Source organism: Burkholderia sp. MR1-5-21 (assembly GCF_053427715.1).
On the sequence record NZ_JBSAXD010000007.1, the window covers coordinates 272076 to 294566 of the forward strand.

A 22491-nucleotide genomic window follows, 5' to 3' on the forward strand; every position below is an offset into this window, starting at 1 on the left:
AAATGAACGGAAAGATTGCAATTATTGGGATAGCGTGTCGCTTCCCCGGGGAAGTGGCGAGTCCGGACGAGTTCTGGCAACTGCTGCGCGACGAACGCGACGCCGTCACCCAAATCCCCGCCGACCGCTTCGGCACCGACTTCTACCAGCACCCGTCCAAACGCGAGCCGGGCAAGAGCTACACGTTCTCGGCGGGCGTCCTCGACGACGTCGCCGCGTTCGACGCCGCCTTCTTCGGCATTTCTCCCCGCGAAGCCGCCCAGATGGACCCTCAGCAGCGCCTGCTGCTCGAACTCGCATGGGAAGCCTTCGAGGACGCCGGCGTGCGTCCCGCCGACATGCGCGGCAGCAACTGCGGCGTCTTTGTCGGTGCCGCGAGCATGGACTACGGCAACCGCAACATGGACGATCTGAACGTGATCGATCCGTATTCGGCCACCGGCAACACGCTCAGCATCGCGTCGAACCGCGTGTCCTACCTGTTCGACCTGCGCGGCCCGAGCATGTCGGTCGACACCGCGTGCTCGTCGTCGCTCGTCGCGCTCCACCAGGCCGTCAAGGCGCTGCAGTCGGGCGAGACCGAGATGGCGCTTGCGGGCGGCGTGAACCTGCTGCTGCATCCGTTCGGCTTCGTCAGTTTCTCGAAGGCGTCGATGCTGTCGCCGCGCGGCCGCTGCCGTGCGTTCGATGCAACGGGCGACGGCTACGTGCGCTCGGAAGGTGGCGCATTCGTGCTGCTCAAGCCGCTCGAGCGCGCGCTCGCTGACGGCGACACGATCCACGCGGTGATCGCCGGCTCCGGCGTGAACTCCGTCGGCCATTCGCCGGGCGGCATCAGCGTGCCGGGCGCGGCCGCGCAAACGGCGCTGCTGCGCAGCGTGTATGCGCGCGCGGGCATCGATCCGCAGTCGCTCGCGTATCTCGAAGCGCATGGCACCGGCACGGCGGTCGGCGATCCGATCGAAGCGCGCGCGCTGATCGACGCGGTCGCGGGCGGCCGGCCCGCGGACGATCCGTTGCTGATCGGCTCGGTCAAGACCAATATCGGGCACCTCGAAACCGCATCGGGGATGGCCGGCCTTTTGAAGGCCGTGCTGTGCATCCGGCACCGTGCGGTGCCGAAGTCGCTGCATTTCGACACGCCGAATCCCGGCATCGACTTCGACGGCGGCCGGCTGCGCGTGGTCGATCGCTACACGACGCTCGACACGCACGGCGCGCCGCTGACGGTCGGCGTCAATTCGTTCGGTTTCGGCGGCACCAATGCGCACGTCGTGCTGACGGAAGCGCCGTCCACGCCGGCTGCACAACCCATGTCCGCCGACGTACTTGACGCGCCTGCCGCACCGTCTCCGCTCGTGCTGACGGCGCGTAGCGCAAAGGCGCTCGCCGCGCTCGCCGGCCGCTATCTGTCGACCCTCGACGACGGCGGCGACTGGCAGGCGCTGGCCGCGGCGGCCGTGCGTCGTCGTCAATGGCTCGAGCATCGCGCGATCGTCGCGCCGGCCGATATCGCGGAAGGGCGCGCAGCCCTGGCCGCGCTGGCGGAGCCGTCGCCGGCCGCGTTGCCCGCCTGCGTGGCGATCGGCGATGCGCCAGCCGATGCCGCACGCACCGCGCTCGTGTTCTCCGGCAACGGTTGCCAGTGGCCCGGGATGGGCAAGCAGCTGTATGAAGAGGATCCCGTGTTCCGCGCGGCGCTCGACGAAGTCGACGCGCTGTGGTGCATGGACGGCAGCCCGTCGCTCGTCGACGCGATGCGCGACGGCGCGAGCGCCGAGTGGCTCGCGTCGACCGAGAACGCGCAGCCGCTGCTGTTCGCGATCCAGGTCGGCATGACGCGCGTGATCGATGCATGCGGGATGCGCTACGACGCCGCAATCGGACACAGCGTCGGCGAGATTGCCGCGGCGTGGGTGACGGGCGCGCTGTCACTCGCCGACGCGGTGCGCGTGATCAAGGTTCGCAGCCGTGCACAGGCGATGACGCGCGGCAGTGGCAGGATGGCGGCCGCGGGCCTCGGCGAGGCGGCGGCGCGCGAACTGATCGCGAGTCACGGGCTTGCGCAGCTCGTCGAGGTCGCGGGCATGAACAGCCCGGATTCGGTGACGCTCGCAGGCTCGCTGCAAGGGCTGCATGCGCTCGAAGCGTCGCTGCGCGGCAGCGGGACGTTCTTCCAGATGCTGGACCTCGACTACGCGTTCCACAGCAGCCACATGAATGGGATCGAGCCTGTCGTGCTCGCCGAGCTGGCAGGCATCCGGCCGGGGCCGGGAAATGGCGGCTTCGTGTCCACCGTGACCGGCGGCGCGTTGTCCGGCAGTGAGCTGGACGCCCGTTACTGGTGGCGCAACATCCGGGAGCCGGTACGTTTCGGTGCCGGCATCGCGCATCTGATCGCGGATGGCGTGCGCATGTTCGTCGAGGTGTCGCCGCATTCGATCCTGCGGACCTACGTGAGGCAGACGCTCGCGTCGACCAGAACGGACGGCGTGTCGCTGCCGACGCTCAAGCGTGACCACGGCAGCGCGGCGATGCTGCAGCACGCGATTCTCGCGGCGATCGCCCATGGCGCCGCCGTCGATCCCGATCGCTTCGCGCCGGGTGCGTCTCGTGCCGCGTTGCCGAGCTATCCGTGGCAGCGCGAGCGCTACTGGCTGACGCCGACCGTGGACGGCTACGGTCTCGTGAACCGCCGCCGTGAACATCCGCTCCTCGGCTACCGCCTGCACGAGCACGCGTTTGCGTGGGAGAACCAGCTCGATCCGGCGAAGCTGCCGCTGCTGGCCGACCACGTCGTCGACGGCGGTGTCGCGTTCCCGGGCGCGGGCTACGTGGAAATGGCGCTGGCTGCCGCCCACGTGTATTTCGATACGCCAGACGTCGCGCTCGAGAACCTCGAGATCCGCGCGCCGGTCGTGTTCCAGGCCCAGCAGTCGAAGCAGTTCCGGCTCGTGATCGAGTCTCGCACCGCGACCTTCGCGATCGAGACGCGCGACCGGATGTCCGACGGCGCGTGGACGCTCAACGTGACGGGCCGGTTGCTGGCGAGCGGCAACACGCTGGACGCGGCCAGCACGGTGCCGCCGGCGACGCTCGACGCGTTGCTCGCGCTGCCCGCGATGAGTGGCGACGTGCTTTACGCGAGCACGGCGTCGATCGGGCTCAGTTACGGGCCGGCGTTCCGCTGGGTCAGCGCGGTGCGGGTTGCCGACGATGCGGCACTGGCCGAGATCGTCGCACCGGCCGCGTGCGGCGACGCGCAGGCGCTGGCCGCCTACCTGCTGCATCCGGCGCTGATGGACAGCGGCTTCCATCCGCTGTTCGCATTGCTCGCCGCGCACGCGCGCGACAACGAGCATCCGGCCTACGTGCCGGTGCAGATCGGCCGCGTCGACTATCTGCGCGGCGACACGGTCGCCCGCGTGCTGGCTCGGATCGACCGGCGCAGCCCGCACTCGATCGTTGCGACCTTCGACTTCCTCGATGCGCATGGCGCGATCGTCGCGCGGCTCGGCGCCTGCCGGTTCCGGCGCGTGGATCTCGTCGGCCGCCGCCAGAATCCGCCGGCGCGCTTCGTCTATACGCTCGAGGAAACCCCGCTGTCGGGCGATATCGATGCGGCGAGCCTGCCGGCGCCCGGCGCGCTGCTGGAGCAGGCGACGGCCCGGCTCGCCACGGTCGAGAACGGCAGCCTGCGCGCGCGGCATCTCACGGAAATCGTGCCGCTCGTCGACGTGCTGGCGAGCCTCCATGCGCTGCGCGCATTCGATACGCTCGGCGCGTTCGGCGGCATCTGGCAGCCTGCACCCGCGCATGTGGCGCTCGTCGAGCGCCTCGCGAACATGCTGGTCGAAGATGGTCTCGCGCACCGCGACGGCGGCCGTCTCGTGCGCGACGATGAAGCATGCGCGGCGCTGCCGCCGCTCGACGAGCTGTGGCGCGGCCTGCTTGCCGAGTCGCCCGGGCATGTCGCGGAGCTGACGCTGCTCGCGCATTGCGGCGCGATGCTGCCCGGCGTGCTGAACGGGACGAAGAATCCCGCGCACGTGCTATCGCCGACGGGGCACAGTCTCGTCGAACATTTCTTTGCCGCATCGCCGACCTGGGATCACGCGCATGCGCTGCTGAAGGCGAGCGTCGAGCAGGCGCTCGACGCGTGGCGTCCCACGCGCCGGCTGCGCGTGCTCGAGCTGAGCGCGACTGACGGCGACGTGCTGCAGACGCTCGACATCCATCTGCCGGCCGCGCGCTGCGATTACGCGATCGCCGCGACGGCCGGTCAGCTCGCGGGGTTCGAGGCCGATGCGGACGCCGGCGTGCGCACCGTGACGCTGCAGCCGGGCGAGCGCCTTGCACTGGCGAGCGACGATGCGGGGCCGTACGACGTGATCGTCGTCAATCGCGGGTTGAGCGCTCGCAAGGATCCGCTCGATGCGCTGGGTGCGATCCGGTCGTGGCTTGCGCCGGGCGGGCTGCTGCTGCTCGCCGAGTCGCGCCGCGGCCGCTTTGCCGACATCGTGTTCGGCCTGCAGGCGACGGCCGATGCCGCTGCGCCGGCGCCGCTGATGCCCGCCGATCTCGGGGCGGCGCTGGCCGGCGCCGGATACGCCGATGTCGTGCGGCACACGGAGCAATCGCTCGATCTGGAGGGCGCACCGACCTTCGTGATCGCGCGCAAGCCGGTGAAGTCTGCCGCCGACGCCGTCGTGGATCACGCGGACAGCCTCGACGGGCTCGCGCGCGCCGAACAATGGCTCGTGCTGCATGCGCCGGAATCCGGCGCGTTTGGCGCGCAGCTCGCAGGCGCGCTGGTGCGCGCGGGCTACCCGGCCGAGGCGCTCGAAATGGCGCGCGCGGCCGATGTAATCGCCACGCTGCCGGGGGCGCAGCCGTATCACGTCGTGTTCTGCGCGCCGGAGACGGCGCTCGGCGCCGCCGCGACAGGAGAGCAGCTGCTGGCGGCGCAACAGTCCGGAGCGATCGCCCTTGCGGCGCTCGTACGCGCATTCGACGCACAGGCGAGTGCTGCCGCGCGGCTGACCGTCGTCACGCGCGGCGGCGCGCCGTTCGCCGGTACGGCGAACGCGCATCCGGAACACGCGACGCTGTGGGGCCTCGGCCGCGTGCTCGCGAACGAACATCCGGAACTGGCCTGCCGACTGATCGACGTCGACCTGCACGACGGTGTGGCGCTCGATGCGCTGGTGCGCGAATTGACGGGCACGGCGCTCGAGGAGGAAGTCGTGCTGTCCGCGCGCGGCCGGCTGGTGCCGCGCATGCTGACGGCCGCAAGTGCCGCAGTGCGCGAAGCGCGCTTGGCCACGCAGCCGGGGGTGCTCGCATTCGACGCGCCGGGGTCGCTGCGCAACCTCGAGTGGTTCGCGCTGCCGGAGCGCGCGCTTGCGGCCGACGAGATCGAAATCGAACCCGCGGCGACCGGCCTGAACTTCCGCGACATCATGTACGCGATGGGCCTGCTGTCCGACGAGGCCGTCGAAACCGGCTTCGCGGGTGCGACGATCGGCATGGAGCTGTCCGGCCGTGTCGTGCGCGTCGGCGCCGACGTGACTGGCTTCGCGCCTGGCGACGCCGTGCTCGGGTTCGCGCCGGCATCGTTCGCGACGCGCGTGACGACCCGCGCGGCGGCGATTGCGCACAAGCCGGAACGGCTGTCATTCGAGGAAGCCGCGACGGTGCCGACCACGTTCTTCACCGTCTACTACGCGCTCGTCGAGCTTGCACGGCTTCGCCGCGGCGAGCGGGTGCTCGTGCACGGCGGCGCGGGCGGCGTCGGGATCGCGGCGATCCAGCTCGCGCGCCATCTCGGCGCCGAGGTGTTCGCGACGGCCGGCAGCGACGAGAAGCGCGAGTTCGTGCGCCTGCTCGGCGCCGAACATGTGCTGGATTCGCGCAGCCTGGCGTTCGCGGACGAGATCCGCGTGATGACGGGCGGCGCGGGCATCGACGTCGTGCTCAATTCGCTCGCGGGCGAGGCGATGGTGCGCAGCATCGACACGCTGCGGCCGTTCGGCCGCTTCCTCGAACTCGGCAAGCGCGATTTCTACGAGAACAGCCCGATCGGTCTGCGGCCGTTCCGCAACAACATCAGCTATTTCGGCATCGATGCCGACCAGCTGATGGGTGCGCTGCCGGAGCTGACCGCACGCCTGTTCGGCGAGGTGATGGAGCTGTTCGCGACCGGCGTGCTGCATCCGCTGCCGTACCGCGCGTTCCCGGCCGAGCGGGCGGAGGACGCGTTCCGCTACATGCAGCAGGCGCGCCAGATCGGCAAGGTGCTCGTCACCTATCCGTCCGGCACGCCGGCGCCGAAGCGCGGCGTCGCCGCGCCGGGACCGCTGGCGCTCGATCCGCGCGGCACCTATCTGGTGGTCGGCGGCACAGGCGGGCTCGGTTTCGCGAGCGCGCGCCGGATGGTCGAGCGCGGCGCGCGTCACCTGACGCTCGCGAGCCGTTCCGGCACGCTTGCTGCAGCGGCCCTCGACGAGGTCACACGCTGGCGCGACACGCTCGGCGTGACGGTCAACGTGGTTGCATGCGACGTGACGGATGCGGCCGCGGTCGACGCGATGATCGCGGCGATCGCCGCGCGTGGCATGCCGGTGAAGGGCGTGCTGCACTCGGCGATGTCGATCGACGACGGTCTCGTGCGCAATCTCGACGATGCCCGCTTCGCGGCGGTGCTCGCGCCGAAGGTGGCCGGCGCGTGGAACCTGCATCGCGCGACGCGCACGCTGCCACTCGACTGGTTCGTCGTCTATTCGTCGGCGACGACCTATCTCGGCAACCCGGGCCAGTCGAACTACGTCGCGGCCAACAGTTTCCTCGAGGCGCTCGTCGAACACCGGCGCGCGGCGGGCCTGCCCGGCACGTTCATGGCATGGGGGCCGCTCGAGGACGTCGGTTTCCTCGCGCGCAACGCGGAGACGCGCGAAGCGTTGCAGGCGCGCATCGGCGGCGCATCGATCACGTCCGACGAGGCGATGGATGCACTCGAGCGCGCGCTAGTGTCAGGTGCGGCGGGCGAAGCGGTGGTGCGCCTCGAGTGGCATGCGGTCGCGCGCGGGATGCCCGCCGCGAAGGCGCGGCGCTATGCGCTGCTGCAATCGCATGCAGGCGGCGGCGACACGCGCGACGGCGGCGGCCAGCTTCGCGAGGAAGTGCTCGCACTCGCGCGCGTCGACGCGGTCGCGCTCGTCGCGGAGACGCTGCAAGGACAGATCGCCCGCATCCTGCACATGACGCCGGATCGCATCGCGCTCGACAAGTCGGTGCTCGACATGGGAATGGATTCGCTGATGGGGATGGAGCTCGGCCTCGCGGTCGAGGAGGCGTTCGACGTGAAGCTGTCGGTGATGGCGATTGCCGAAGGGGCGACCGTCACGACGCTGGCCGGCCGGATCGTCGATTCGATCTCGGCGTCGGTCGATGGCGGCGAGCCGTCGGAGAACGCGGCGGCCGAAGCAGCCGAAGTGGTCAAGGCGCTCGCCGGCAAGCATGCGCTCGACGGCGACGCGCACGCGTTGCTCGACGTTGCGCACATGTCGGCACCGGCATTGGCATCGGCACCGGCACCGGCATTGGCATCGGCAGCGGGCTTGGCATCGGCACCAGCATCGGCAGCGGCAGCGGCACCGTCGGCGGCCGGCGCAACGCCGACCGCGCCGGAGACCGTCCAGTGACCGCACCGGCCGGCTGGACCGGCAGCCAGGGCACGCTCGCACGTGAGCTGACGATCGCCGGGCACGGGCTGCACACCGGCCGACGGGTCGGCGTGCGGATCCTGCCGGCGCGTCCCGAGGATGGCGTGACGGGGGTCGTCTTCCGCCGCGTCGCGAACGGCCACACGCTCGCGACGCTCGCCGTCGATCCCGCTTTGCGCCGCGCGCAGCCGCTCTGCACGATGCTGCGCAATGCCGACGGCGTCGGCGTGCGGACCGTCGAGCACCTGCTTGCATCGCTGCTCGCGTGCGAGATCGATCACGCGATCGTCGAGCTCGACGCGGAAGAGGTGCCGATTCTCGACGGCAGCGCCGCGCCATGGGTCGATGCGATCCGCGCGTGCGGGCGCGTCGCACTGGCCGCGCCGAAGCGCTTCATCCGCGTGCTGCGGCCTGTCGTCGTCGCGGACGGCGCCGGCGGCGAACGGCGCGAGATGCGGATCGAGCCCGCGCCGCGCTACGAGCTGAGCGTGCGCAACGACCTGCGCGGCTTCGGCGACATGCATTGGGACGGCGCGCTGACGCCGGCTGCATTCGCGGCCGAAATCGCACCGTCGCGTTCATACGGGCGCGTGAAGTGGGCGGTGCCCGCGATCGTCGCCGGTTACTTGCGCGGCGTGCCGATCCTGCGCGGCGCGCGACCGTCGTGTACCGCGTCGATCGTCGGCAGCCGCGTGCTGGGCGGGATGCGGCTGCCCGACGAGTTCGTCCGGCACCGCGTCCTCGATCTCGTCGGCGACCTCGCGCTCGCCGGCGCGCCGCTGCTCGCGCGGGTCACCGCATGGCGGCCGAGCCACGAGATGAACTTCCGGCTGATCGACGCACTGCTGGCCGACACCGGTGCCTGGGAGTGGGCCGAGTTCCCGACGTCGTAGTCTGACGGCGGGGAGCAGGCCGGATTCGCGGCATAACATGGCTGATATTTGAGATAGGGGCGTAACAAGCGATGGGATTGGGAGAGCATCTTCGGCAGCAACTGGCCGCGAAGGCCCTGAAGCGGCAGCTGGACCGCGTGGTCGACGGCGCCGCTGCGGCACCGGCCGTCGCGCCGGAACGGATGTCCGCGCGCAGCCGGTTCGAGGCGATGCCGCTCTATCAGCAGGTCAGGATCATGCGCGAGATGGGCGAGAAACTGCGCGTGGATTCGCCGTTCTTTCGCGTGCATGACGGCATTGCCGGCGCGACGACCCGCATCGCCGGACGCGAATACGTGAACTTCGCGAACTACAACTATCTCGGCCTCGCCGGCGATCCGGTCGTGTCGGCGCGCGCGAAGGACGCGATCGACCGCTACGGCACGTCCGCATCGGCGAGCCGGATGGTCGCCGGCGAGCGGCCCGTGCAGCGCGCGCTCGAGCGCGCGCTCGCGTCGTTCTACGAGACCGATGACTGCGTCGCGTTCGTGAGCGGCCATGCGACCAACGTGACTGTGATCGGCGCGCTGTTCGGGCAGGGCGACGTGATCATCCACGACGCGCTCGCGCACAACAGCATCGTGCAGGGTGCACAGCTGAGCGGAGCGAAGCGCCTGAGCTTCGCGCACAACGACTGGCAGGCGCTCGACGACCTGCTGACGCGGGTGCGCCGCGACTACCGGAACGTGCTGATCGCGATCGAAGGCCTGTACAGCATGGACGGCGATTTTCCGGACCTGCAGCGCTTCGTCGACGTGAAGGAGCGTCACGGCGCGTTCCTGATGGTCGACGAAGCGCACTCGGTCGGTGTGCTCGGCGCGACCGGCAAGGGCATTCGCGAACACGCGGGCGTCGCGTCCGGCGACGTCGACCTGTGGATGGGCACGATGAGCAAGACGCTCGCCGGATGCGGCGGGTTCATCGCCGGTTGCCAGCCGCTCGTCGACATGCTGCGCCACCTGGCACCCGGCTTCCTGTACAGCGTCGGACTCGCGCCGACGCTCGCCGAGGCGTCGCTCGCGGCGCTCGAGTGCCTGCTCGCCGAGCCCGAGCGGGTCGCGCAGTTGCAGGCGCGGGGCCGGCAGTTCCTGACGGAAGCGCGCGCGGCCGGGTTGAATACGGGCACGAGCGCGGGCTATGCAGTGGTGCCGGTCATCACCGGCAGTTCGCTGAAGGCGGCGCAGTGGGCGAACGCGCTGTTCGACGAGGGTATCAACGTGCAGCCGATTTTCTATCCGGCCGTCGAGGAAAAGGCGGCGCGCCTGCGCTTCTTCATCTGCTCGACGCATGAACCCGAACAGATCAGCCGCACGATTGCCGCGCTGTCGCGGCTCGCGCGCCAGGCGATGAGACCGTGACTGCCTTGACAGCCGCACACGCGCTCGCGCGTCACGCGGGTTCGCCGCACGGCGAGCCGCGCGTGCGGTTCCGCGCGGCCGGGCCGGATGACGCGGCCGCGTGTGCGCCGCTCGTATTCGCATCCGGCGTCGGCGAGTTCGGTTACTTTCTCGGCGAGCCCGAGACGCGCTGCATCGCATTCCTGACCGATGCGTTCCGGTCGCGCCATGGCCGCTTCTCGTGGCGGCGCCATCGCGTCGGCGTCGCCGAAGACGGTACCGTGCTCGCCGTGATGGCGGTACAGGACGGCAGCCGGACGATGCTCGACGACGTACACGTGGTGTGGGCGCTGCTGCGCTACTTCGGCGTGCGCGGCACGCTTGGCAGGCTGCTGCGCGGTCTCGTTCTCGAAACCGAGCTGCCCGCGCCGAAACGCGCGCAGATCCTGGTCGCGCATTGTGCGACCGCCGGCGGGCATCGCGGCCGCGGGATCTTCAGCGCGCTGCTCGACGATGCGATGCGTGTCGGGCTGCTGCCGTCAGACGGCAGCCGGGACGTCGTGCTCGACGTACTGGTGAGCAATGGTCGCGCGAAGGCGCTGTACGAACGGCTCGGTTTCGTCGCACTTGTGCGTTCACGCAATCCGTCGCGCCGCTTGCCGGCCGGGCTCGAGTCGATCCGGATGCGGCTCGAGCGCCGCGCGTGACATCCCGGCGGCGCCGGTCGTTCGCCGCGTTGCGCAGGTTGCGAGCACGTGCGCCGTTCGCGTCGTCATGCGCGTCGCGCGTGACCGCGCTCGTGGCCGCGCATGCGCGTTCCGTCATCCGTTCCTAGCTGTGCCGCACCGGCGCAAACGGTACCTGCTTGAGATCCGCGCCGTGCGCGATGATCGCCGTGCTTTCCGGCACTTCTTCCCACGCGTCGCGCAGGTTGACGAGCGGCTCGGACAGCACCATGAATGCGTCGTCGCCTGCTTCCGCGATGCGCGGATTGTGCGGATACAGCTCGTGAAGGTGCTTGAACGACGTGCTGTGGAACAGCGTGCGTGATTTCCGTTCGCTCGAGTAGCGCACCGCGATGATCCGTTCGCCGTCGGTCGCGCACACGGTCATGTTGAGCGGCGTCGCGACACGATGGTGCGCGGCGATGTCCTCGACGACGCCGGCCATCCGCTCGAGCGCCGGCAGCGGCGACTGCTCGAGGCCGAACGTCAGCGCAAGGCGGAACATCAGCTCCGAATCCGTCGACCCCTCGATCGTCGGGAACAGCGCGGGATCGACCTTCATCGTCAGGTCGCGGCGCAGCTTGTGGAAGTCGCGGATCAGCCCGTTGTGCGCGAACAGCCAGCGGCCATGACGGAACGGGTGGCAGTTGGTTTCCTGCACTGGGGTGTCGGTGGCCGCGCGAATATGCGCGATGAACATCCGCGAACGGATCGCGCGCGCGGCTTCGCGCAGGTTGCGATCGTTCCATGCGGGGTGCACCGACAGGTAGCGGAACGGGAGCTCGTCGGGGGGGCCGTACCAGCCGATGCCGAAGCCGTCGCCGTTGGTGGTCGTCGCGCCCAGTTCCGAATGCAGGCTCTGGTCGATCAGCGAATGCTTCGCGCGGAACAGGACGGTCTCGAGATGGATCGGGTTGCCGGTATAGGCGAGCCAGCGGCACATGGGACGCTCCTTCGCGATGGGACGTTCGCGCATGGTAGCCGACTTCGGCCGGCACGCGTGCGGGGAGCGCGGGGGGATGTACTTTGGTTCGGTCTGATGAAAGCGGTGCGGGTGCCGGGAAGGCTCGAGGCCCTGAGCCCGGAGCCCGGGGCCCGGAGCCTGAAGCCCGGAGCCTGAAGCCTGAAGCCTGAAGCCTGAAGCCCGAAGCCCGAAGCCCGAAGCCCGAAGCCCGAAGCCCGAAGCCCGAAGCCCGAAGCCCGAAGCCCGAAGCCCGAAGCCCGAAGCCCGAAGCCAGAAGCCAGAAGCCAGAAGCCAGAAGCCAGAAGCCGGGCACCCCAGACGGGCCGGGGCGCCAAGGGCGGCAGTCGCGTGCGCTCAGTCGCCCATCGCGTCCATCACGCGCGCCGAATAGACGAGCGCCGCGCCCGCGTTCAGCGCGACCGCCACGCCGAGCGCTTCCGCCACTTCCTCCTTCGTCGCGCCGTGCTTTGCAGCCTCGGCCGTGTGCACGGCGATACAGCCGTCGCAACGTGTCGTGACGGCCACCGCAAGCGCGATCAGCTCGCGCGTCTTCGCGTCGAGATGGCCGGTCTTGGCGCCGGCACCCGACAGCGCCTTGTAGCCGGCCAGCGTGTCGGGCGACAGCTTCGCGATTTCGCCGATGCGCGTCGAGAGTTCCGTGCGATATTCGTTCCAGTTCAGCATGGCTCGTCCTTTCCAGGGTTGGGTGACGGCGGCGGGTGCCGCGGTCTCGGTTGATGCACGGTTATTCTGAACGCCGGCGCTGATGGTTTCGATACACTGGTGCGTCAATTTTTAGCGCAATCGTCTCATGGATGCACTGAGCCAACTGCTTCTGCTGGGCCATAGCCAAGTCAAACTGGACGTGCGCTGCCTGCTCGACGGCCCGTTCGCGATCGCGCACGACGCGCTGCCGCACGGCGAAGCGGCATTTCACCTGTTGCTGGCCGGGCAATGCCGGTTGCGCACCGCGAGCGGGCGGACGCTGCATCTGTCGGAGGGCGATTTCGTGCTGCTGCCGACAGGCGACGCGCATGAAACCGGCGATGCGGCGGGCACATCGGGTGCGTCGGCCGTACCGATGCGCGAACGGCCCGCGACAGCCGGCGCGGTGCTGCCGATCAAGAGCAATACTGACACGCCCGACCGCGCGAGCGTGGACCTGCTCTGCGGACGCTTCGTGTACGGGCGTGGCTCTGGCGAGCTGCTGATGCGCGCGCTGCCGGGCGTGCTGCACGTCGGGCTGCGCGAGTCGTCGGGGCTGGCACCGCTGCAGATGCTGACGGACGTGTTGCGCGCGGAGGCATCGAACGTGCAGCCGGGCGCCGGCGCGATCGTGAACGCGCTCGGGCAGGCGCTGCTCGCATATGCGCTGCGCGCGTATGGCCGCGACGCCCAGGTGCCGCCCGGCTGGCTCGCGCTGGCCGCCGACGCGCGGCTCGGGCCTTCGGTCCAGGCGGTCCTGCAGGCGCCCGCGCAGCCGTGGACGGTTGCGTCGCTCGGCGACGTGGCAGCGATGTCGCGCGCGACCTATGCGCGGCATTTCCGCGAGAAGGCAGGGATGAGCGTTGGCGCGTTCGTCACGCAGATCCGGATGATGCATGCCTGCACGCTGCTGAAGGACACGCGACGCGGGCAGGCCGACATCGGGCAGGCGGTCGGCTACCAGTCCGAAGCGGCATTCGGCAAGGCATTTCGCGACGTGGTCGGCATGACGCCGGGCAGGTGGCGGCGCGCGCATCGGGGGGCGTGAGGGGAGCGTGAGGGGAGCGTGAGAGGAGCGTGAGAGGAGCGTGAGAGGAGCGTGAGGGCGTCGCACGGCACGACCGCGCATCGACGGACGAGATCGTCGATCACTTTCTCGACTGCCTCGGCGCGGCCAGGCGTGAGTCACGCGACCGGCGGCCGTCGCACGTGTCATGGGCGTTTCAGCAGCGTGACGCTCCGCGCGAACTCCGGCAGCCTGCCGGGCAGGCTGGCGGTATTCACTTGCTCGCTGAAGCGGCGATCGTCCTCGGACAGCATCGCGCGCGGCTGGAGCGCGATCGCACGTGCGCGATCCGACATCACGCCGAAGATCGCTTCGCTCGCATTTCCCCAGTTCTTCACGAGCGGCATCCACGTGTCGAGCCCGAGCCGCCCGGATGCGCCGCGCAGTTGCCCGTGCGAGGCCAGGATCGCCTGTCCGACCGCGGTTGCGACATGGCTGAAGCGCAGCGATTCGGCCACGCAAAACACGATGATCGATTGCGCGGCAAAGCGTTCGTCCGTGCTCAGGCGCGCGCTCGCACGCGGCGCGAGCTTGTAGATCGCTTCGTCGAGCGCGAACGCGTTGGGCGCTGCCTTGTCGAGGGTTGCCGCGTATTGCGTGATCGGTTGTCCGCCGATCGTCTCGACGTAGACGTCCTTCATGCGCATCGTCAGCGTCAGACCGCCACCGGCGCCGCTTTGCGGCATCAGCATGATGGCGAAGGATCCGCCGGCTCGGCAGACGCGGTAGAACGTGTTGTCGAACCGGATCAGGTTCGTGTCCTCGCTGATGTCGTTGCGGATGCGTGCGATCTGCGTGGACCAGTCCGGCGCGACGCGTAGCATGTGGTGCATCGCATGGCCTCCGTTGGATGGGGCGGCATCGGCGCAGCGTCGTGCGAAGCGTCGCCAGCGCGACAGTGACCCGTGAGCAGGCCGTTCACGAGAACGTCTGCGCGAAACCGGCGGTGTGCCGGTGATTCTTCATCATATGAAAGCGTGGCCGTTCGTCCAGGACTTTCGCGGCAGCGGGTCGGGCGATGCTGCGATTCGCTTCGGGACAACGGCGCCGCATGGCGATCGCCGTGCGCGCATGCTGCGTCGCGTCATGGCGTCGGGACACCGCCTCAGTTCATGCGACAAAACTGCTAACATGCGCGAAACGTGTTCCTGACAACAATTCCGAACAACAAGAGAGAGGGCAATGCAATGAACCAGACCACCATCCAGCAACCGTCGTTTGCGTTCGTCGCCGCATCGTGGGCTGCGCTGCTCGCCGGCTTCGCGGCGTTTCTCATCGGGCTCTGGAACGCGACCATGCAGCTGAACGAGAAGGGCTACTACTTCACGGTGCTGGTATTCGGCCTGTATGCGGCGATCTCGTTGCAAAAGAGCGTGCGCGATCGCGCCGAAGGCATTCCGGTGACGGGCATCTACTACGGGCTGAGCTGGATCGCGCTGTTGCTCGCAATTGCGCTGCTGGTCGTCGGCCTGTTCAACGCGACGCTGCAGCTCAGCGAAAAGGGCTTCTACGCGATGTCGTTCGTGCTCGCACTGTTCGGCGCGGTCACCGTGCAGAAGAACACGCGCGATATGCAGGGCGCGAAGCCGCGGTTCGCCGATACGGATTCCACACAATCGGCGCAGGAGTGACGCACGGGCAGGCGAGGCGCGATCCTTGCCTGCCTCCGTCGTGATGCGCGGCGGTTGTCCACATGCGTCGCGCACGTCAGCCGTCGGCTCGCCATTTTTTCTTCAATCCGCTGCGCCATGACGGACATGTTGCCGTTGTCCGTGCCCGTTGCCATTGCGTCGGTATCCTAAGCGAAGAGCGAAGAGCGAAGAGCGAAGAGCGAAGAGCGAAGAGCGAAGAGCGAAGAGCGAAGAGCGAAGAGCGAAGAGCGAAGAGCGAAGAGCGAAGAGCGAAGATGAGGGGAGGGGGCGTGGAGCGATCGACCCCGCTCCGTCATGCTGCTGCGAACCACGGATGGCCCGTGGACGCGCGGGGGAAAAGAAAAAGGGTTTCCGGTTGCCCGGAAACCCTTTTTCGACCATCTGGTAGGCCGTGCGTGACTCGAACACGCGACCAACGGATTAAAAGTCCGCTGCTCTACCAACTGAGCTAACGACCCGAAGAGGCAAGACTATAGCTGTGAATCGCAGGCCTGTCAACAACCTGCTGCACGATTACTTGATCGTCTGCAGCTTGCCTTGTGCCGTCTGCGCTGCGCTCGACCCCGCATACTGCGAAACGACCTGTTCGAAGGTCTTCTTCGCCGCCGCCTTCTGGCCTTGCTCGAGCTGGTTCGTGCCGATCGCGAGCATTGCGTCGGCGGCACGCGGATGCTGCGGATACTTGCTCACGATGCCCTGCCAGGTCGCCGTCGAACCCCGGTAGTCGCGCAGCGCGTACTGCGCGTTGCCGAGCCAGTACTGCGCGGTCGGCTGATAGGGGCTCTGCGGATACTTCGCGATGAAGCTGCGGAACGACGCGGCGGCAGCCTTGAAGTTGCCGTCGCGGAATTGCTGCTGCGCTGCGTTGAACGCGTCCGTTTCGCCCGGCTGCACGGTGCCTTCGACACCGTCCACCGTCTTTTGCTGCGGCTCGAACTTCTTGAGCCGCGTGTCGAGGTCGGTGTAGTACTCCTTCTGCTGGCGTTCGAGCGTCGTGAGCCGGTTCGTCAGGTCCTCGTTATCGCCGCGCAGCGTCGCGACCTGCTGGTTCAGCTGGTCGAGGCGGGCGGATTGATCGAGGATCGTGCGCTGCGCAGCCGACAACTGGCTCGCCAGGTTGTCGCTCTTGCTGCGCAGGTCGAGCACGGCACGACGCGCTTCGTTGTCGTCGAACACGCCAGCGTGCGCCGGCACGGCCGACCACGCCGCGCCGACGACGCAGAGGGCTGCGGCCACGCGCAGCCAGGTTTCACGGTGCGTCATACAGCGATTCTTCCGTTACTTACTGTTGGTAGACAAGATCCGAGCGGCGGTTCTGCGCCCACGAAGCTTCGTCGTGACCCGTCGCCTGCGGCTTTTCCTTGCCGAGGCTCACGGCTTCCATTTGCGAATCCGGCACGCCGAGCAGCGACATCGCGCGGCGCACGGCTTCAGCACGCTTCTGGCCCAGCGCGAGGTTGTACTCGCTCGTGCCGCGTTCGTCGGTGTTGCCCTGGATCAGCACGTGGCGTTGCGGATGGCTCTTCAGGTACTGCGAGTGCTGCTGCATCAGCGGCTGGTACTCGTCCTTCACCGAATAGCTGTCGAAATCGAAGTAGATGCTGCGCTTCGCGAGCGGGCCGTTCGGATCGTTCAGCGGATCGACGTTCACTTGCGCGACGTTTTCCGGGTTCGGCTGCGTGCTCATCGCACCGGCGTTGGCCTTGTCGTCGAGCTTCACGCCCGACTTACATGCTGCCAGCGCGCCGACCATCATCACGGCCAGGGCCAGACGAACTTTTTTCGACATCATGGTTACTCTCCTTGTGGTCATTGCATGAAGGGTCCCCACGACGGCTCGCGTACGGAGCCGCCCTGGACGGACAGAATCTGCGGCGGCGCACTGCCGTCGGAAGGAACGGCAGCCAGCACGTTGCGGCCACCCGACTGCGTGGCGTACAGCACGTACTGGCCGTTCGCCGCAAAGCTCGGCGACTCGTCATGATTGGTATTCGTGATCGCGTTCGCCGCGCCCGATTGCAGATCCTGAACGTACAGCTTGAAGCCCCCGCCCGTGCGGGAGATGTAAGCGAGCTGCTTGCCGTCCGGGCTCACGCGCGGGCTCGTGTTGTAGCTGCCGGTGAACGTCACGCGCTGCGCCGCGCCGGCGCTCTCGCCCTGCGCGGGCATCCGGTAGATCTGCGGCGCGCCGCCGCGGTCGCTCGTGAAGTAGATCCAGCGGCCGTCCGGCGAGTAGAACGGCTCGGTGTCGATCGAGCTGCTCTGCGTCAGCCGGTGCAGGCCGCCGCCGTTCGCGTTGACCGCGAAGATCTGCGTGTTGCCCGTCAGCGACAGCGCAACCGCGAGCGTCTGGCTGTCCGGCGACCACGCCGGCGCGCTGTTGTTGCCTTTCTGGTCGGAGACCATGTAGCGGCGGCCCGTCGGCAGGTCGTGGATATAGACGATCGGCTTCTTGCGCTCGAACGACACGTACGCGACCTTCGTGCCGCTCGGCGACCACGCCGGCGAGATGATCGGTTCGGTGCTCGACAGCGCGATGCGCGCGTTCTGGCCGTCCGAATCGGAAATCTGCAACTGGTAGCGGTTGCCCGTCTTGATCACGTACGACAGCCGCGTCGCGAACACGCCGCGCGTGCCGAGCAGCTTCTGGTAGATGTAGTCGGCAATCTTGTGGCCGGCCGTGCGCAGCGTGCCGTCGTTCGCGGTCAGCGACAGGCCGCCGAGGCTCTGCTGCTTCACGGTGTCGTACAGGATGAAGTTGACCTTGTACTGGCCGTTCGCGTCGCGGTTCACGCTGCCCGCGACGAACGCGTTCGCGCCCTTGGCCTTCCACGCACCGAGGTCGACCGAGGCCGTCTCGGGCACCGGCGTGCTGCCGGCGTCGATGTTGGTGAATTTGCCGCTGCGGGCGAGGTCGGCGCGGACGATCGACGTGACCTGCTGGGGCAGGCCCGCCTCGTTCGCGAAATTCGCGGTGGCGATGGGGAACTGGGTCGAACCGACGCCGGTGATCAGCACGTCGACCTGCGCGTTAGCGGCGCTGCCCGCCGCAATCAGACACGAGGCCACGAGTGCCCTGAAACCTAGCTTCGTCATCAAACTCATGCTTCTTGCTTCCCGTATGACTAGTATCGCTGCGCAACCGCAGAGACAGTAAAAATACCCGATTCGTTCCCGTCTTACAGCGACGCCCGGAGTGTATGCGCATTTCCGCTCACTCCGCCGCCTTGAAGGTAATCGTAATGTCCGGAGGGGTACGACCGTTAGAATCGGGCGGTAACGGGACCGATGCCTGGATCGCACTGACCACGGCCTGATCCCACCCCGAATTTCCGCTCGAACGGCGGATCGATACGCTCAATACATCGCCCGACGGCGTGCAGCGGATCGCGACGACGGTCGTCAGGCCCGCGCGCTCGCCGCCCCAGACGATGTTCGGCTTCACACGGCGCCGCACCTTGTCCGGGTAGCCCGGAGAGGCCGCATTGCCGCCCGAGCCGGTGCCCGTGCCGCTCTTCGCGAGGCCTTCGCCGCCGCCTTCACCGCCGCCCGCGAGGCCCTGCATCTGCGCGAGGCGCGTGCGCCGTTCCTGGTCGAGCTTCGCCTTCGTCGCGGCATCCGCCTTCGCGCGGGCCGATGCTTCGGCCTTCGCCTTGGCTGCGGCCTCGGCTTTCGCCTTCGCGGCCTGCTGCTGCGCTTCGAGCTTCGCCTGCTTCTGTTGCTCGAGCTTCTGCTGTTCGAGTTTTTGCTGCTGCTCGGCGAGCTGCTTCTGCTTGAGCTTGTCGGCCTGCTTCTGCTTTTCGAGCTCGGCGGCCTTCTGCGCAGCGAGCGCGGCCGCCTGCTGGGCCGCGAGCTGCGCGCGTCTGGCCTGATCTTCCTGTTGCGCCTTCAACTGCTGCGCGCGGCGCTGCTGCTCAAGCAGCGCTTCGCGCGCGGCGGCTTCCTGCTGGCGCTTCTTCTGCTGCAGCGCGATGTCCGCTTCCTCGTTCTTGACCGGGGGAGGGGGCGGCGCGACCTTCGCGGGCGGCGGCGCGATCGGCTGCGGCGTGGCCATATCGGGCACCGCCGTCCACAGCTCGGCTTCGGCGCCCGCCGGCGTGCTGTTCTGCCATTGCACGCCGTGATAGAGGAACAGCGCGAGCAGCACGTGCATCAGCGCGGCGAGCGCGAACGCGCGCCACGTGCCGCGTTCGCGAGGAGGCTGAGGCGGATAGGCGGCGCTGCGCGGGGATTGCCGTTTCATTGCGATTTGACGAGGAGACCGACGCGCTTGACGCCGCGCGCCTTCAGATCCGACATCACGGTCATCACCGCATCGTACTGCACGGTCTTGTCGGCTGCGATCACGACCGGCTGGTCAGGGTGATCGGCCTGACGGGCAGCGATGAAGCTGTCGAGCTCGGCCTTCGTCATCGTGTCTTCCTGCGTCGCGCCCGAGTCGCCCTTGTACTTGACGCTCATCGTGCGGTCGGCCTTGATGTTGACCACGACGGGCGGCGTCTGCTCCTGCGGCGCGGCGTTGCCGACCGTCGGCAGGTTGATGATCGACGGTGCGACGAGCGGTGCGGTGACCATGAAGATCACGAGCAGCACCAGCATCACGTCGATGTACGGCACGACATTGATGTCGGCCATCGCACGGCGCGAGCGGCCGCCGCGCATGCTTGATCGGATGGGAGTTCCGGCCATGGCGCGCTCCTTACTGGGCCTGACGCTGCAGGATGTTCGAGAACTCTTCGATGAAGGTCTCGAAGCGGATCGCGAGGCGGTCGATGTCGTGCGCGTAGCGGTTGTACGCAACGACGGCCGGAATCGCGGCGAACAGGCCGATCGCGGTCGCGACGAGCGCTTCGGCGATGCCCGGTGCGACGTTCGCGAGCGTCGCCTGCTGCACGTTCGCGAGGCCGCGGAACGAGTTCATGATCCCCCAGACGGTGCCGAACAGACCGATGTACGGGCTGACCGAGCCGACCGACGCGAGGAACGCGAGGTTCGCTTCGAGCACGTCCATCTCGCGCTGGAACGACGCGCGCATCGCACGCCGTGCGCCGTCGAGGACGAGGCCCGGGTCGCTGATGCGCTTTTCCTTCGCCTTCAGGAACTCGCGCATCCCCGATTCGAAGATCCGCTCGAGCGCGCCGATCGTGTGACGGTTGTTTGCCGCGCTCTGGTACAAGGCCTGCAGGTCGCCACCTGACCAGAAATCCCGTTCGAAGCGCTCGGTCTGCGCGCGTGCGCGGCGGATCGCGAACCACTTGCGGAAGATGAAGGTCCACGACATCAGCGACAGCAACAGCAGCAGCCCCATCACGGCCTGGGCCAGGACGCTCGCATTGAGGACGAGGGAAATGATCGACAGGTCTTGAGAAGTATTCATATAGGTTTGAGTAACGTCCCTTCGGGGGGCGCCTGGCTAAGGTACCTGGCCAAGGGCGCCCGGCTAGGGACGCCCGGTCAGGGGTGGCCGGCCAGGGGGCGCCCGGCGCGAGTGCGGCGCGGCGGCTGGCAGGCCGGGATGCCGCACCTGACGCCGAACCCTGCTTAGTATCGATTCAACAAGGCGAGTTCATCGGCTTTGTCTAAACGGGGCTCACGCGAGCCTCGTTGACAACATAGTCTGCCCGGTGTCGATGACGGGGCCGCGCTGCAGCGCATCGAGCACGGCCGGCGGGATCGCCGCGGGCCGGATGCCGGTGCGCTCGACACAGCCGATGCGGATGTGTCCGGCGACGAGCAGCGTATCGCCGCGCCACGCCTCCTGCGCGAATTCCACCGACGCGCGGCCGATTCGTCCGGGCCGGCTCGTGATCGCCAGCGTATCGTCGAGCCGCGCCGGCGCGCGATAGTCGAGCGCGGTGCTGCGGACGATGAAGATCGCGCCGGTCTCGTCGGCGAGCCGCTGCTGGTCGATGCCGCAGGCGCGCAGCCATTCGGTGCGGGCGCGCTCGAAGAACTTCAGGTAGTTGGCATAGAAGACGATGCCGCCTGCGTCGGTATCCTCGTAATAAACGCGAACCGGCCAGGTAAAGCCGGAAGGCGCTTCCGGAGGGCGGGTAGGCTGAGTCATGGCGCGCATTCTACCGGAAGCGGATACCCCGATTTGTTACCGATTCGTAACGGAATATAGAGGGTACGAACCGGCCGGCGGCCGGCTCGCGGGCCGTCAGCCGCGGTGGATCGTGAGTCCGGCGGGCGCCTGGGCGACCGGCATCATCTCGATCGTGTTGATGTTGACGTGCGCCGGGCGGGTCGCAATCCAGTAGATCGTGTCGGCGATGTCGTCGGCCGTGAGCGGCTGGACGTTCGCGTACACATTGGCCGCTTTCGCGTCGTCGCCGCGGTAGCGGACGTTCGAGAATTCGGTGCCGCCGCAGAGGCCCGGCTCGATGTCGGTGACGCGCACCGGCGTGCCGATCAGGTCGGCGCGCAGGTTCAGACTGAATTGTCTGACGAAAGCCTTGGTGGCGCCGTATACGTTGCCGCCCGGATAAGGGTAGGTTGCCGCGACCGAGCCGAGGTTGAAGATGTGGCCGCTCCCGCGGGCGATCATGCCGGGCAGCAGCGCATGCGTGACCGTCACGAGGCCGGAGCAGTTCGTGTCGATCATCGTCTGCCACTCGTCGAGGCTGGCTTTGTGCGCCGGCTCGACGCCGAGCGCGAGGCCGGCATTGTTGACGAGCACGTCGAGCGCGGCGAACTCGGCGGGAAGCGTTGCCTCCACGGCTTCGACGGCGGCGCGGTCACGCACGTCGAGCTCGAGCGGCAGCAGCGCGTCGCCGAGTTCGGCGGCGAGTGCGTCGAGACGATCCTTGCGGCGCGCGGTCGCGACCACGCGATGGCCGCCCTTGACGAAGGCACGGGCGATGGCGGCGCCGAAGCCGGCGGACGCGCCTGTGACGAACACGATCATTGCTGCTCCTGGTCGGAAAAGTAGCGGGTGGGGAACCTGCAAGCGTACTGACATTGCCGCATCGCGGCAAGGCGGCAGAACGTAATCGGCGCGGGCGCAACGACCCCGTCCCCAATTGTTTCGGCCGTGGCTGCGCGGTTGCCTATTCATGACGCATCCAATAAACTAACGCGCTCATCACCCCTGCGTGACTGGCGATAGAACCCTCGGGTTCAAGGTGGAGCATCCCACCGTGAAGCGCAGGGCGCCGTTTTTGCCGTTCGCCTGGGCAGCCGTTGTGCGCCGTCGCGTGCGTCGCCGGTGGCTGTCCCTGCCTCGCGTCATACGGATTCCTCCGCCACGTCGAGCTGGTGCCGCCAGCAGCGCAATGTACTCGGCCACCCCGGTCAACCTGTACACACTTAACGGAAACCGTATGTTTGACAGAGCCCAAAGCACCATCGCGAACGTCGATCCCGAAGTCTTTGCAGCGATCG

The 22491-nt window shown here is 68.2% G+C and carries 17 protein-coding genes, 1 tRNA gene and 1 riboswitch; of the genes, 6 read left to right on the forward strand and 12 right to left on the reverse strand.

Annotated features, from left to right (window positions below; all coding sequences use genetic code 11):
• Positions 1-2: 2 nt before the first annotated feature.
• The 4 genes from ACV229_RS12830 (at position 3) to ACV229_RS12845 (ending at position 10700) form a co-directional block, all read left to right on the forward strand.
• Positions 3-7703 (forward strand): SDR family NAD(P)-dependent oxidoreductase, encoded by a 7701-nt coding sequence (locus ACV229_RS12830; RefSeq protein ID WP_448083498.1) that lies wholly within the window; start codon positions 3-5, stop codon positions 7701-7703.
• Entirely contained in the window at positions 7700-8617 is a 918-nt protein-coding gene (locus tag ACV229_RS12835) for a UDP-3-O-acyl N-acetylglycosamine deacetylase (RefSeq protein ID WP_448083499.1), read from the forward strand. The genes ACV229_RS12830 and ACV229_RS12835 overlap by 4 nt, the downstream gene beginning before the upstream one ends.
• 71 nt (positions 8618-8688) lie before the next feature.
• Positions 8689-10014, forward strand: a complete 1326-nt coding sequence (locus tag ACV229_RS12840) for an aminotransferase class I/II-fold pyridoxal phosphate-dependent enzyme (protein WP_448083500.1) — start codon at positions 8689-8691, stop codon at positions 10012-10014.
• 5 nt (positions 10015-10019) lie between these two features.
• Positions 10020-10700: a GNAT family N-acetyltransferase gene (locus tag ACV229_RS12845; RefSeq protein WP_448083517.1), complete on the forward strand. Its 681-nt coding sequence runs from the start codon at positions 10020-10022 to the stop codon at positions 10698-10700.
• A 124-nt stretch (positions 10701-10824) separates the two neighbouring features.
• Here ACV229_RS12845 and ACV229_RS12850 read toward each other — a convergent pair whose 3' ends face one another.
• Both ACV229_RS12850 and ACV229_RS12855 read right to left on the reverse strand, forming a co-directional pair.
• Entirely contained in the window at positions 10825-11661 is an 837-nt protein-coding gene (locus ACV229_RS12850; RefSeq protein WP_448083518.1) for a class II glutamine amidotransferase, read from the reverse strand.
• A gap of 375 nt (positions 11662-12036) precedes the next feature.
• Positions 12037-12366 carry a carboxymuconolactone decarboxylase family protein gene (locus ACV229_RS12855; protein WP_448083501.1) on the reverse strand — a complete coding sequence of 110 codons (330 nt, stop codon included), beginning with the start codon at positions 12364-12366 and terminating at the stop codon, positions 12037-12039.
• A 127-nt stretch (positions 12367-12493) separates the two neighbouring features.
• Between ACV229_RS12855 and ACV229_RS12860 the strand changes: the two genes are divergently transcribed.
• Positions 12494-13435: a cupin domain-containing protein gene (locus tag ACV229_RS12860; protein ID WP_448083502.1), complete on the forward strand. Its 942-nt coding sequence runs from the start codon at positions 12494-12496 to the stop codon at positions 13433-13435.
• Positions 13436-13599: 164 nt separating this feature from the next.
• On the opposite strand, the gene ACV229_RS12865 is transcribed toward ACV229_RS12860, so the two are convergent.
• Positions 13600-14286 (reverse strand): ribosome-inactivating family protein, encoded by a 687-nt coding sequence (locus ACV229_RS12865; RefSeq protein ID WP_448083503.1) that lies wholly within the window; start codon positions 14284-14286, stop codon positions 13600-13602.
• Between the two features lie 354 nt (positions 14287-14640).
• On the opposite strand from ACV229_RS12865, the gene yiaA reads away from it, so the two are divergent.
• Entirely contained in the window at positions 14641-15084 is a 444-nt protein-coding gene (gene yiaA / locus ACV229_RS12870; RefSeq protein WP_448083504.1) for an inner membrane protein YiaA, read from the forward strand.
• 403 nt (positions 15085-15487) lie between these two features.
• Here yiaA and ACV229_RS12875 read toward each other — a convergent pair.
• From ACV229_RS12875 to ACV229_RS12915, 9 genes are all read right to left on the reverse strand, one after another.
• Positions 15488-15563: transfer RNA gene (locus tag ACV229_RS12875), tRNA-Lys, on the reverse strand.
• Between the two features lie 55 nt (positions 15564-15618).
• Positions 15619-16368: a tol-pal system protein YbgF gene (gene ybgF / locus ACV229_RS12880; RefSeq protein WP_448083505.1), complete on the reverse strand. Its 750-nt coding sequence runs from the start codon at positions 16366-16368 to the stop codon at positions 15619-15621.
• 19 nt (positions 16369-16387) lie between these two features.
• A complete protein-coding gene (gene pal, locus ACV229_RS12885; RefSeq protein ID WP_448083506.1) occupies positions 16388-16897 on the reverse strand; it encodes a peptidoglycan-associated lipoprotein Pal in 510 nt (169 codons plus the stop codon).
• Between the two features lie 17 nt (positions 16898-16914).
• Positions 16915-18210, reverse strand: a complete 1296-nt coding sequence (gene tolB, locus ACV229_RS12890; protein ID WP_448083507.1) for a Tol-Pal system beta propeller repeat protein TolB — start codon at positions 18208-18210, stop codon at positions 16915-16917.
• Between the two features lie 109 nt (positions 18211-18319).
• Entirely contained in the window at positions 18320-19348 is a 1029-nt protein-coding gene (gene tolA / locus ACV229_RS12895; protein WP_448083508.1) for a cell envelope integrity protein TolA, read from the reverse strand.
• On the reverse strand, positions 19345-19794 hold the full coding sequence (tolR, locus tag ACV229_RS12900) for a protein TolR (RefSeq protein ID WP_448078005.1): 450 nt from the start codon (positions 19792-19794) through the stop codon (positions 19345-19347). Before tolR ends, tolA begins: the two co-directional genes overlap by 4 nt.
• A gap of 10 nt (positions 19795-19804) precedes the next feature.
• Positions 19805-20482 (reverse strand): protein TolQ, encoded by a 678-nt coding sequence (gene tolQ / locus ACV229_RS12905; protein WP_010091489.1) that lies wholly within the window; start codon positions 20480-20482, stop codon positions 19805-19807.
• A 213-nt stretch (positions 20483-20695) separates the two neighbouring features.
• Positions 20696-21181 (reverse strand): tol-pal system-associated acyl-CoA thioesterase, encoded by a 486-nt coding sequence (gene ybgC, locus ACV229_RS12910; protein WP_448083509.1) that lies wholly within the window; start codon positions 21179-21181, stop codon positions 20696-20698.
• Between the two features lie 87 nt (positions 21182-21268).
• Positions 21269-22015, reverse strand: a complete 747-nt coding sequence (locus tag ACV229_RS12915; RefSeq protein WP_448083510.1) for an SDR family NAD(P)-dependent oxidoreductase — start codon at positions 22013-22015, stop codon at positions 21269-21271.
• A gap of 177 nt (positions 22016-22192) precedes the next feature.
• Positions 22193-22292: riboswitch (ZMP/ZTP riboswitch) on the forward strand.
• The last annotated feature ends 199 nt before the right edge of the window (positions 22293-22491 follow it).

What these genes read in the sequence shown, in the direction of transcription:
- ACV229_RS12830 (WP_448083498.1), top strand. Translation starts at nt 3, where the DNA reads ATGAACGGAAAGATTGCAATTATTGGGATAGCGTGTCGCTTCCCCGGG.
- ACV229_RS12840 (WP_448083500.1), top strand. Translation starts at nt 8,689, where the DNA reads ATGGGATTGGGAGAGCATCTTCGGCAGCAACTGGCCGCGAAGGCCCTG.
- ACV229_RS12850 (WP_448083518.1), bottom strand. Translation starts at nt 11,661, where the DNA reads ATGTGCCGCTGGCTCGCCTATACCGGCAACCCGATCCATCTCGAGACC.
- ACV229_RS12855 (WP_448083501.1), bottom strand. Translation starts at nt 12,366, where the DNA reads ATGCTGAACTGGAACGAATATCGCACGGAACTCTCGACGCGCATCGGC.
- ACV229_RS12860 (WP_448083502.1), top strand. Translation starts at nt 12,494, where the DNA reads ATGGATGCACTGAGCCAACTGCTTCTGCTGGGCCATAGCCAAGTCAAA.
- ACV229_RS12865 (WP_448083503.1), bottom strand. Translation starts at nt 14,286, where the DNA reads ATGCACCACATGCTACGCGTCGCGCCGGACTGGTCCACGCAGATCGCA.
- yiaA (WP_448083504.1), top strand. Translation starts at nt 14,641, where the DNA reads ATGAACCAGACCACCATCCAGCAACCGTCGTTTGCGTTCGTCGCCGCA.
- ybgF (WP_448083505.1), bottom strand. Translation starts at nt 16,368, where the DNA reads ATGACGCACCGTGAAACCTGGCTGCGCGTGGCCGCAGCCCTCTGCGTC.
- pal (WP_448083506.1), bottom strand. Translation starts at nt 16,897, where the DNA reads ATGATGTCGAAAAAAGTTCGTCTGGCCCTGGCCGTGATGATGGTCGGC.
- tolB (WP_448083507.1), bottom strand. Translation starts at nt 18,210, where the DNA reads ATGAGTTTGATGACGAAGCTAGGTTTCAGGGCACTCGTGGCCTCGTGT.
- tolA (WP_448083508.1), bottom strand. Translation starts at nt 19,348, where the DNA reads ATGAAACGGCAATCCCCGCGCAGCGCCGCCTATCCGCCTCAGCCTCCT.
- tolR (WP_448078005.1), bottom strand. Translation starts at nt 19,794, where the DNA reads ATGGCCGGAACTCCCATCCGATCAAGCATGCGCGGCGGCCGCTCGCGC.
- tolQ (WP_010091489.1), bottom strand. Translation starts at nt 20,482, where the DNA reads ATGAATACTTCTCAAGACCTGTCGATCATTTCCCTCGTCCTCAATGCG.
- ybgC (WP_448083509.1), bottom strand. Translation starts at nt 21,181, where the DNA reads ATGCGCGCCATGACTCAGCCTACCCGCCCTCCGGAAGCGCCTTCCGGC.
- ACV229_RS12915 (WP_448083510.1), bottom strand. Translation starts at nt 22,015, where the DNA reads ATGATCGTGTTCGTCACAGGCGCGTCCGCCGGCTTCGGCGCCGCCATC.